The organism is uncultured Maribacter sp. (genome assembly GCF_947496775.1).
Classification (GTDB): domain Bacteria; phylum Bacteroidota; class Bacteroidia; order Flavobacteriales; family Flavobacteriaceae; genus Maribacter_B.
Genome location: NZ_CANMDU010000018.1, coordinates 1 through 10,467 on the forward strand (window position 1 = coordinate 1; position 10,467 = coordinate 10,467).

Here is a 10,467-nt window from a genome sequence, read left to right on the forward strand (position 1 = left end):
CAATCTACAAGGTTAGAAACTAATTTAGTGTAAACACCTAATCTTTAACTTGTGTAAACTATGTATCTTAACGAACATTTGAGAAATGAACCGAAAAACGATAATATTTAGTGGAATAATATTAATTCTAATCGGAATTGGATTGTGGAATTATGGGTTTTTTAGCCGATTTAATTACTTAACTGCAAAATCGGATATTGCAAATAATTCACCTCAAAAAATATTAGTTGGAGAATTAATGATTTCACCAATTGAAATGGATGAAATTAGTCAGAAATACGGATTTACGAATATCGGATTTGGATGTTTAGTTAGTGGAACTGAATTAAACGGAATTGAAATCTACAACGCAGAAATTGACAAATATCTGGACAAAAAAAACGGAATTGATTGGAAATCCGAATACCTTAAAGAAATTGACTCATTGACTAAATTAAAACAGCAAGAGTGGAAAAAACAGTTTGAATAAAAAAATGAATAAGGAACAAAAGCAAAAATATTTCAATAAAGTCCATTCGCATATTGAACAATATGGATTTCATATTACTTGTGTATTGGAAGAAACTAACTTTACACCTTTTGGATATTCAACTGGAATTTTCCAAAGTTTTGGTATTCCAGAACTGTTCATTTCTGGACTTCCAAGCGGACTGACATCTGAATTGATTGAAAATTATGTTGAGAAATTCAAATTCGAGAAAGTACCTATTAATCTAAAAATAGATGATTTAATTGACCGATTTTCTGTTTATTTTATTGAAGTTAAAAACGAATTACTGACTGAATACACTTTGAGTTCTTTTAAATTTTATGAAAATTCAGAATTTAAATATTTACAATTAATTTTCCCTGACTTAAATGGTCATTTTCCAAACGAATTAGAATATGATTATGACCAAGAAATATTAGGAGAATAAAAAAAACTGCATACAACACCGTGTATAATTCATTGCTAGTTATAGCCTACTTACGAAAGCCCTCGCGGACTTTCTATCTGTGATTTATTTGCTAACTTTAGTGCTTAAACACGCAACGAAATCATACACAAACACGTTGGCAACAATATCACAAAAATTTGGAGTTGATTCGATTTTGGTGTAAATTAGAACCAAAACATATTTCTTATGGCTAGACAAAGTATATCTTTCACGAAACCCAATGATGAGTGGTTAAAGACACAAGTAGACAATCAGGAATACTCAAGTAAAAGTGAGCTTGTGAATGATTTAATTAGACAAGCAAGAAGCCAGCAAGTCCAAATTGATTGGATTAAATCTAAGCTAGATAAAGCAGAAAATAGTGGATTTACAAGTGATACCAAATCCGAAATACTAAAGCAGTCTAAAGCCAATCTTAATGGCTAAATATAAATTAAGTAATTCCGCAAAAGAAGACCTTATACGAATTCATCATTACGGAGTTAAAAAGTTCGGAATGAGTCAAGCCGACAAATACTTTGATTCATTTTTTAAATATTTTGACATAATTGCGCAAAGACCATACTCGTTCGAATCGGTGGATTTTATAAAAAACGGATATAGAAGATGTGTTTGTGGGTCAGACAGCATATACTATCGAATAAATGATGATACTGCTGAAATAATGGTGATTGTCGGAAAACAGGATTTGAAAAATATACTATAAATTGCTCGTAAAAATACTGTTGCCAACAAAACCTAAAATTAATGCAGGGGTTTGGGGTTTAATCAAATGGTTTGCGTAATTTTATATGGTCGTCAAATCTGTTTGATTTGACATTTTAATAATCAAAAAAAATAAACGCAAACAAAAAGCTTTGTCTTAGTGCAAAGACGGAATCTTTTCAGATTCCTTGCTCTCCGCACTAACTTCAGCTCGGGCGTTGTAGGTAAGCTAAAAAAATGAAATTCAATAGCAGAAAAGACATATTATTTAGTTTCATAATCCTCGGAATAAGTGTATTTCTGACTGGAATTATGTTTTTAGATATTGTTAATGGCAAAATGGAAAAAGAAGGGTATTGGCCTCTATTTCTAGTATTCGGCGTAGTCGGACTTTTACTTTGGCTATTTTTCGGGACCAATTATGAATTATCAGAAAAAGACGGGTTGATTTACAGAAGTGGACCTTTTAAAGGAAAAATAAATACGGACAGAATAACTGAGATAATAAAAGGAAAAACTCTTTGGGTCGGATTTAGACCCGCAACCGCAAGAAAAGGGCTAATTATAAAATATGACAAATACAACGAACTGTACATAAGTCCAAAAACTAATGAAACGTTCATCAATAAAATATTAGAATTGAGGAGTGGAATAAAAATATCGGACGGACACAAGGAATTGAAATAGGGTGCGGAAAAGCCTACCTACAACAATGCCTAAACGTAATGCGGGCTTTTGGGCTAAACCGAAAGGTCTGCGTATATTTATAATGTCGCTAAATCTTTAGGATTTAGCTTTGGACAAAAAAAGAAAAAGCAAAACCAAAAGCTTCAGCTTCGTGCGTAGACGGAAACGAAAAGTTTCCTTGCCCCCGCACTACGCTTAGCCGAACCGTTGGCACACATTTAAGAAAATGAAATTTGAAACTTCCAATTCTGGATTAATTATTCCTTATCTAATTATAATTGGGATTTCAGTTCTTTCCGCTATCTACATCCTAAGACATAAAAAAGAAAAAATAAATGTTATACTGTGCTGGTCTATTGGACTTTTCCTAATTACATATTTTCCAATTCTGGAATATTGGTCAATATGGACTTCTTGGAGCATTTGGCCAAGTGATTTCTTTCCTGAAAGTCAAAGCGTATTATCTGATTCTAATGGTTATATTTTTGGAGAATATCCAAAACTAACAATAATCTACCAAGCACTAATAATATTGTCCGAACTACTATTAATATTCTCAATCATATTATTTATTTCTCAAATAAATAAAAACCTCACAGTAAAAAATCGAATTGTAAATTGGGTTCCTTTTATTAATATTTTTAATATTGGCCAAATCCTATATAAAAAGAGTCAGTTCAACCTGAATTTTAAAATAATTACGGGTATTTGGATAGTTTTTACTTCGCTTTGGTTTTACTATAGGTTTTTGGCAGGTCCTCTTTATTTAGTTAAAATTGATAGTATTACATTCATTGGAGATATCTTATTCAATAGTGCGGAGGAATCTAAATTAATTGAAAATAACTTGGATTTGGGATTTACCTTTGCATTAGATATTTTAAAAATAATTATACCCGTATTTACATTTATTAGTGGATTACTGACGTTAGCACTAGTAAAAAAAACGTGTGCCAACAATACCTAAACGTAATGCGGTCAAAGGTCTTTATTCGCAGCGTTTGCGTATTTTTATAATGTCGCTAAATCTTTGGGATTTAGCTTTGGACGAGAAAAATAAAAACTAAACCAAAAGCTTTAGCTTGGTGCGCAGACGGAAACGAAAAGTTTCCTTGCCTCCGCACTACGCTTAGCCGAGCCGTTGTAAAACATGCCCGAAAACCCTAAAAATTAAAATCAGCCTTTAATATTTTGAAAATAGTAACTTTTAAGTTACATTTGCTTAGATGGAAAAAGTTAGGCAAGTAATACAATACAAAAATTATTTCGAGGATTTTCTGCTTGCTCAACCGAAAAAGGTTCAAGACAAAATATTTAAGGTCATTGAAATAATTGAAACCTATCAGCACGTGCCGAAAACATATTTGGCACCAATGAAAATGCATAAAGGACTTTTTGAAGCGCGAATAAAATTAGGCTCAAATATTTGGCGAGTTTTTTGCTTCTTCGACAAAGGTAAATTAGTTATACTCTTAAACGGATTTACAAAAAAGACGCAGAAAACACCGAAAAAAGAAATTGACAAAGCTGTCCGATTAATGAAAGAGTATTATGAAGAAAAAAACAAAGGAAATGGAAACTAAAAGCTGGAAAGATATTAAGGATAGCGTTTACGGAAAAAAAGGAACGGAACGCAGAGACGAACTCGACAGAGATTTTGAATCGTTTAAAATCGGTTTACTTTTGAGAAATGCTCGTGAGGAAAAAAATCTGACACAAGAGCAACTTGGAGTACTGATTGACAAAAAGCGGACTTATATTTCTCGTGTAGAAAATAATGGTAGTAATCTAACTTTAAAAACCTTATTTGATATTGTTGAAAAAGGACTTGGCGGAAAGGTGAACATCTCAATTGAAATCTAATATAAAGTACGTTTTACAACAGTATATATAGCAAATTGGGCGATTAATGTTTAATCCAAAGGCTTTTCTCTATTTGCAAAGTCGCCAAATCTTTTGATTTGGTATTAAAAGAGAAAAATTAAAACAAAATAAAAAGATTTGGCTTGTGGCTAAACTGAAAATAGCCGCTTGTTTTCTGCCCAACTCGCCATATATTTAACGTTGGCAATAACTTTCCTAGTAAAAAAAGAGAAACTAAGGGCTTCCCTCCTTTTTTGTTGTTTACCCTATAGTTGGATTAGCTAATTTTCGCAAGCAGTACGTTTATCAGCACAACAAAAAAATTACGGTTTATAAAGCTAAAATTTGTCCTTTAAGAAGGGTTTGGGTTTTTAAAAGAGCAACTAAGCGGCTTTCCCTTTTGCCGCCAACACGCAATCGCTACGGAATCGTTCTCTAGTCTGACTTATGGCTTGCATATTCCTAGTAGTTATATTGGAGCTTGCCACACATTTCTGTGTTTGCTAAAGTCTGTAGCTGGATGGAAAATGCGGCAAAATCTACGCGGATTGTTCCCTTCTTTTTCCTTGAGAGTAGGGTTTGCGCTGTAAGCTACTGCCAACAAAACCTAAAATTAATGCGGGGGTTTGGGGTTTAATCAAATGGTTTGCGTAATTTTATATGGTCGTCAAATCTGTTTGATTTGACATTTTAATAATCAAAAAAATAAACGCAAACAAAAAGCTTTGTCTTAGTGCTAAGACGGAAGCAAAAGCTTCCTTGCTCTCCGCACTAACTTTAGCTAGGGCGTTGTAAAACATTTTGAAAAAAGCATTTTTAGCCATAACATTCTTAATCGGATTTCTTTCTTTTGGACAAGAGATAGTGTCAGAAAATGACACTTTACTTCTTTGGGCAAAACTCCGACCACTTGATTGGAATGATTTTAAGGGTAGTTCAAAAATTCCAAAAAACAAGTATAGGGTTCATACGGCAGCAGAAACGGCAACTGGACCTGTATTTATTCATCGAACGGATAAAAATGGAAATAAAGTTCCTTATCCGCTTAATTATTTCTACAAATCTCTCTCTTGGTCTATATCGAATGATAGCCTTTTATTAATTCACGAGCAATTGCATTTTGATATTAAAGAGTTATATATCAGAAAAATGAGAATAGGATTTGAGGAATTTACTCATAAAAACATTTATGAAAGTTATGTTTACAAGGATTTCTCTGAGAAAATATTAGAACAATGTAGACAAGTGCAGAAAGATTATGACAAGCAGGTTTCGTTCAATAAAACAAAACAAGAAGAATGGCGAAAGTATATAGACAAAGAATTAGACGCATTAAAAAAGTATGAATATATACCTGAATAGGAAATAAGAATATCTTAAATCTAACCGATAAAAACGTTTTACAACACAACCTATAAACAATACGGGCTTAGCTGCTTAAGTTATAAACCCGGAATATCAACAAGCACCGCCAAATCTTTTGGATTTGGCATTAATTAAAAAAGAAAATGCAAAACAAAAAGGTTTGGCTATTTTTATGACGGAAAGCAAACGCCAGTTTGCTCCCGTACTGTTCATAGCTCAACCGTTACCCACAATTATGAAAAACCTTTTATTTTTACTAATATTATTAATTGGGTTTACTAATATTTATGGACAAACGGATACTGAAAAATTAATAAGTGGTGTTTGGTTTTTCGAAGAAAAATGCGATTTCAGGACTGAAGAAGAAAAGTCAACAGAATTTAAGGAAATGCCTTTTAAGCCGATTCCAAAAGGTTATCCAAAACTGGAATTGAAAATTAATGGACAGTATCATGAATACCAAAATCCAGACTTTATTGAACATTCTGGTAAATGGAAAATTGAAGAACAGGAGCTTGTTTTGCTACAAAAAATGGAACTTGAAATAGAAGGAGCTAAATCGTTCGAAACTCAAGCGAAATCTGGATATTTAGAAAAAATTGACGGAGAATATTATCTTCCAATCAAAACTAATATTAAAAAAATTACGGATTACACTCTTGAATTGGGAAATGAAAAATTATACGAGAAATACCGTAGAAAATAACTGTGGGTAACAATACCTAAACGTAATGCGGACTTTAGGGCTAAACCAAAAGGTCTGTGTATATTTACTTAGTCGCTAAATCTTTGGGATTTAGCTTTGGACAAGAAAAATTAAAAACTAAACCAAAAGCTTTAGCTTCGTGCGCAGACGGAAACGAAAAGTTTCCTTGCCCTCGCACTACGCTTAGCCGAACCGTTGTGTACAATTATGAGAAACATCCTTCTTATCATTTTAATTTCTGTTTCTACTTCGAGTTTTTCGCAAGTAAAAATAGACACATCTGAAATTAAATCGATAAGATATGAATGGAGGATTGATTTAAAAACAAAAGATTCAACTTTGACTGAGATTTTGACAGAATATAATTCTGGTATTTTCAAGGAAGAATATCCTGAAATGAAAAATGGTTCAAAATTTGGTCATTATCACATTTTTAATTCTGAGAATTTAAATCGCCATCAAAAAACGTCATTTGATTTTTATGTTATGGCCATTGGCAATGTTTACTGGCGAAATTATTATGACAAATTTGGAGTTTTAGATAGTATAAATAAAAAACTACAAAAAGAAGACACTTTAAAAATTTTGAATTACAAAATAAAAAAACGTTTTAAGAATAATAGAAATGGTAAACTTGAATATCTAATAAACGAAGATGGAGATAAAGATGTTTATAAATACAATCTACTTGGCAAACTGAAAACAGTATACCATTATAGAGATTCAAAACTTTATCGGATAAAAGAATTTAAGAATGGATTACTGGTATCGGAAAAATACCCTCAACGAAAAAAGTATCGAAAGCAATATACCTATGAATATAATAACAAAAATCAGTTAACTAAAAAGGATGAGAGTGACTATGACTTTTATAAATATATGTACAATGAATTTGGGATAGAAAGAGTTGAAAAAATTTATAAAAAGCGTAACTCAATAATGGAATATGAATTATTTGAATATTCAGCGAATGGCGAGCTGCTAACTCATAAAATTTTTAGTAGGAATAATAAAATAAGAACTGAATATCATTATTTGTATAAATAACTGTACACAACACGGTGTATAAAACATAGCTAATAAGGGCTAAACCGAAAGGTTTGTGCTTATTTACAAAGACCGCCAAATTTTTTAATTTGGCTTTTAAAAAGAGAAAAATTAAAAACAAAATATAAAAATTCGGCTCTGTGTTAATCCGAAAAGTTAGCGTCTTTTTACACGCTACGTTTCATACACAGGACCGTTATGCCCAATTACAAAAAAACTGAATGAATATAATAGAGCAAATTGAGATAAAAAATTTTCGTTCATTCGGAAACAGAAAAAAAGAATCTTATAAAGTAACCAAATGTTTACCTCTAAATATTATTTCAGGTGCTAATGATTCTGGAAAATCCAATATCTTAAGAGCTTTAAATCTATTCTTTAATAAGAAAACAGATTTAACTAATTTCTTTGATTTTGATAAAGATTTCTTTAAAAGAGAGTCAATAGATGATTTAGAAATAAAAGAAGAATTAGTTACTATAAAAATTTGGTTTAATAACCCAAAAAATAAAGGTAAAAATAGAGAGAAAGAGAGCAATATATATTTACCAGAAAAATTTTGGGTAAGTCGTAAATGGAAAAAAACTTCGGAATATAGTTTATTTGACCAATTATCAAGTATAGAAAAAGACTTTGAAACAGAGAAAAAAGAGTTATTTACTTCATTCCTAGAAGAAAACAGCAAAGGTCAAAAAACTCTAAAATCGAATGCAAGAGCAAGTTTGCAAAAACAACTTACTGATTTAATTAATTCTATTCAATTTCATTATATACCTGCAATCAAGGACACCAACTATTTCTCTCATCTATATGGAGAACTACAACAAACCTTATGGAAAACAAAAATTTCATCAGTAGAAGGTAGTAAAAATGAATTTGAGAAAGCAATACAAAAGGAAACTAACATTTTAATGACAGAGTTTAAAAACTCTCTAAACACAGTTAACTCAAACCCTATTGAGCCTGTTTTTCAATTACCTTCAGATTTAATTAATTTATTTAAGGCGTTAATAGTCCAAACTGGTAAAGTGGATTTAAAACTTAGAGGCGATGGTTATCAAGCAAAATTAATTCCTGAAATTTTAAATTTCATTGCTATAAAGGAACTTTCATTTACAGCAAAGAGTATTAAAGCAGAATATAAAGCTAAGAAGTATTTTATATGGGGGTTTGAAGAACCTGAAAACTCATACGAATATAAAAACGCTCAAATTTTAGCAGAAAAATTCAGAGATGTTTACTGTAACAACGCTCAAATTTTCATAACAACTCATTCATTTAATTTTTTATCATTAAGGTCAAATAAAATAGGCTTATACCGTATTTGGAAAGACTTATATACAAAAAGCTCTAAAATATCAAAATTAAAATTTAATAGTAATGGTAAAATAAAATTTGATTCTAATAACTTAAATACTGATTGGGAACTACTTCAAGAAGAATTAGGTTTTTTCTATCTAAATCAAGAATTAAATCAACTTTTTGAAGAAAAAAGAGCACAAATAGATAAAATAAAAGCAAAAATTGAAACTATAGATAAACCAATAATATATTCAGAAGGTTATAATTATCTATATTTAGAAAAAGCTAAAGAAATATATTCCCCTGAACTTGAAATAGAAATAAAAGACGCTGGAGGTAAGAACGAATTACAAAAACTTTTTAAACTATTCTCCAAAACTGGTTTTGACAGATTTTTTATATTTTTTGTTTTTGACTGTGACGCAAAAGGTGCTTATACAGATTGTAATTCTAATAAAACACATTCTCTAATTCCATATATATTCAAAAAAAATCCACAAAACACTATTCCTGAAACACAAAGTGGCATAGAAAATTTATTTGACAATGAATTATTTGAAGAACTTGAAGAAAAACAAATTTTTGATATAGATGAACATCTAAAAAATGGTGTTATAAAGTCTAGAAATAGAAAACTAAAGAAAAGAAAATTTGAAGAGTACATATTGAATACAAGAAATTTAGATTCAGATTTTTATAATTTTGAAGAGTTATTCAGTTTAATAGATAAAAATATAAAAAGGGCATAACAAGGTATAAAAAACATAGGGCATTTGTGCTAAACCGAAAGTTCTGTGAATATCTATTAAGTCCGCTAAATATAAAATTTGGCGTTTAAAATAGAAAAGATAAAAGCAAAATATTTATATTTAGCTATGTAATAAACCGAAACGATAGTGCTTATCACCTGCCCTACGTTTCTTATACTAAGCGTTGTAATGCATTTTGAAAAACATTAGAATTAAAGAATAAATGGGTGGATTTTTATTATTAATTATACTGTTTTTTCTACTGATAATTACGATTGTATTTCTAATAATTTGGGCAATTACAAAAAAGAAAGCTTATGGAAAAACAATCTTATATTTCTGGGGTGGAATCTTCACTCTCTACTTTGCTATGTATGCTCTGCACTTTATTAATTCTAAGAAAGTACTAGAAAAACAAGACTTTTACGGCCAATATACAATTGACCGAAATTACTTTGCTGGAAAACAAGCGGATTGGCAATACAACAATTTCAGGTTTGAGATTCAAGAAAATGATTCAATCTATTTCTATGTTACTAATGGACCTGATATAATGGAGACTTACAAAGGAAAAATTTCAACTCTTGCTCCATATAAATCTGCAAGAATCGTAATAAAAATGGAAGAACCTAATCATCATATATTGACAACCAATCCAACTATTTATCGAGAAAGTTGGGACTTTTTTATGGTGTTTAATTCTCCTAAATTCAATAATATGTATTTCCGGAAAGGTAAATGGACAAAATTAGACTGAAAATCAAAACGCAAAAAAACGCATCACAACAATGCCTAAACGTAATACGGGGGTTTGGGGCAAATGGAATGGTCTGCGTATATTTATAGTGTCGCTAAATCTTATGGATTTAGCTTTGGAAAAGAAAAAATAAAACTAAACAATAAGCTTTAGCTTCGTGCGCAGACGGAAACAAAAAGTTTCCTTGCCTCCGCACTACGCTTAGCCGAACCGTTGGCAGTAACTTACCTAGTAAAAAAAGAGAAACTAAGCGCTTCCCTCCTTTTTTTTGTTGTTTACCCTATAGTTGGATTAGTTACTTTCCTAAGCAAAACGTTTATCAGCACAACAAAAAAATTACGGTTTATA

13 protein-coding genes are annotated in these 10,467 nt (G+C 30.8%); all 13 read left to right on the forward strand.

All coding sequences use genetic code 11. From position 1 onward, the window contains the following. Window positions 1-85: 85 nt before the first annotated feature. The 13 genes from Q0856_RS17480 to Q0856_RS17540 all read left to right on the forward strand — a co-directional run bounded on the left by Q0856_RS17480 (window position 86) and on the right by Q0856_RS17540 (window position 10,119). Window positions 86-469, forward strand: coding sequence for a hypothetical protein (locus Q0856_RS17480; protein WP_298507075.1), 384 nt, complete (start codon window positions 86-88; stop codon window positions 467-469). Window positions 470-473: 4 nt separating this feature from the next. After that, window positions 474-917 (forward strand): DUF4262 domain-containing protein, encoded by a 444-nt coding sequence (locus tag Q0856_RS17485; RefSeq protein WP_298507077.1) that lies wholly within the window; start codon window positions 474-476, stop codon window positions 915-917. Between the two features lie 207 nt (window positions 918-1,124). Beyond that, on the forward strand, window positions 1,125-1,364 hold the full coding sequence (locus Q0856_RS17490; RefSeq protein WP_298481474.1) for a CopG family transcriptional regulator: 240 nt from the start codon (window positions 1,125-1,127) through the stop codon (window positions 1,362-1,364). After that, window positions 1,357-1,644 (forward strand): type II toxin-antitoxin system RelE/ParE family toxin, encoded by a 288-nt coding sequence (locus Q0856_RS17495; protein WP_298507079.1) that lies wholly within the window; start codon window positions 1,357-1,359, stop codon window positions 1,642-1,644. The genes Q0856_RS17490 and Q0856_RS17495 overlap by 8 nt, the downstream gene beginning before the upstream one ends. A gap of 236 nt (window positions 1,645-1,880) precedes the next feature. Next, a complete protein-coding gene (locus tag Q0856_RS17500; protein ID WP_298507080.1) occupies window positions 1,881-2,330 on the forward strand; it encodes a PH domain-containing protein in 450 nt (149 codons plus the stop codon). 226 nt (window positions 2,331-2,556) lie between these two features. Then, a complete protein-coding gene (locus Q0856_RS17505; protein WP_298507081.1) occupies window positions 2,557-3,297 on the forward strand; it encodes a hypothetical protein in 741 nt (246 codons plus the stop codon). Window positions 3,298-3,556: 259 nt separating this feature from the next. Beyond that, complete coding sequence (locus Q0856_RS17510; RefSeq protein WP_298507082.1) at window positions 3,557-3,913, forward strand: type II toxin-antitoxin system RelE/ParE family toxin; 357 nt, start codon at window positions 3,557-3,559, stop codon at window positions 3,911-3,913. Further along, complete coding sequence (locus tag Q0856_RS17515) at window positions 3,903-4,193, forward strand: helix-turn-helix transcriptional regulator (protein WP_298507083.1); 291 nt, start codon at window positions 3,903-3,905, stop codon at window positions 4,191-4,193. Before Q0856_RS17510 ends, Q0856_RS17515 begins: the two co-directional genes overlap by 11 nt. 801 nt (window positions 4,194-4,994) lie before the next feature. After that, window positions 4,995-5,555 carry a hypothetical protein gene (locus Q0856_RS17520; protein ID WP_298507084.1) on the forward strand — a complete coding sequence of 187 codons (561 nt, stop codon included), beginning with the start codon at window positions 4,995-4,997 and terminating at the stop codon, window positions 5,553-5,555. Between the two features lie 124 nt (window positions 5,556-5,679). After that, window positions 5,680-6,264, forward strand: coding sequence for a hypothetical protein (locus Q0856_RS17525; RefSeq protein ID WP_298507085.1), 585 nt, complete (start codon window positions 5,680-5,682; stop codon window positions 6,262-6,264). A 207-nt stretch (window positions 6,265-6,471) separates the two neighbouring features. Beyond that, on the forward strand, window positions 6,472-7,311 hold the full coding sequence (locus tag Q0856_RS17530) for a hypothetical protein (RefSeq protein ID WP_298507087.1): 840 nt from the start codon (window positions 6,472-6,474) through the stop codon (window positions 7,309-7,311). Window positions 7,312-7,532: 221 nt separating this feature from the next. Then, window positions 7,533-9,362, forward strand: coding sequence for an AAA family ATPase (locus tag Q0856_RS17535; RefSeq protein ID WP_298507089.1), 1,830 nt, complete (start codon window positions 7,533-7,535; stop codon window positions 9,360-9,362). 223 nt (window positions 9,363-9,585) lie between these two features. Further along, the gene (locus Q0856_RS17540; protein WP_298507091.1) at window positions 9,586-10,119 is read left to right on the forward strand and encodes a hypothetical protein; all 534 of its coding nucleotides are present in this window, start codon (window positions 9,586-9,588) and stop codon (window positions 10,117-10,119) included. Window positions 10,120-10,467: the final 348 nt, after the last annotated feature.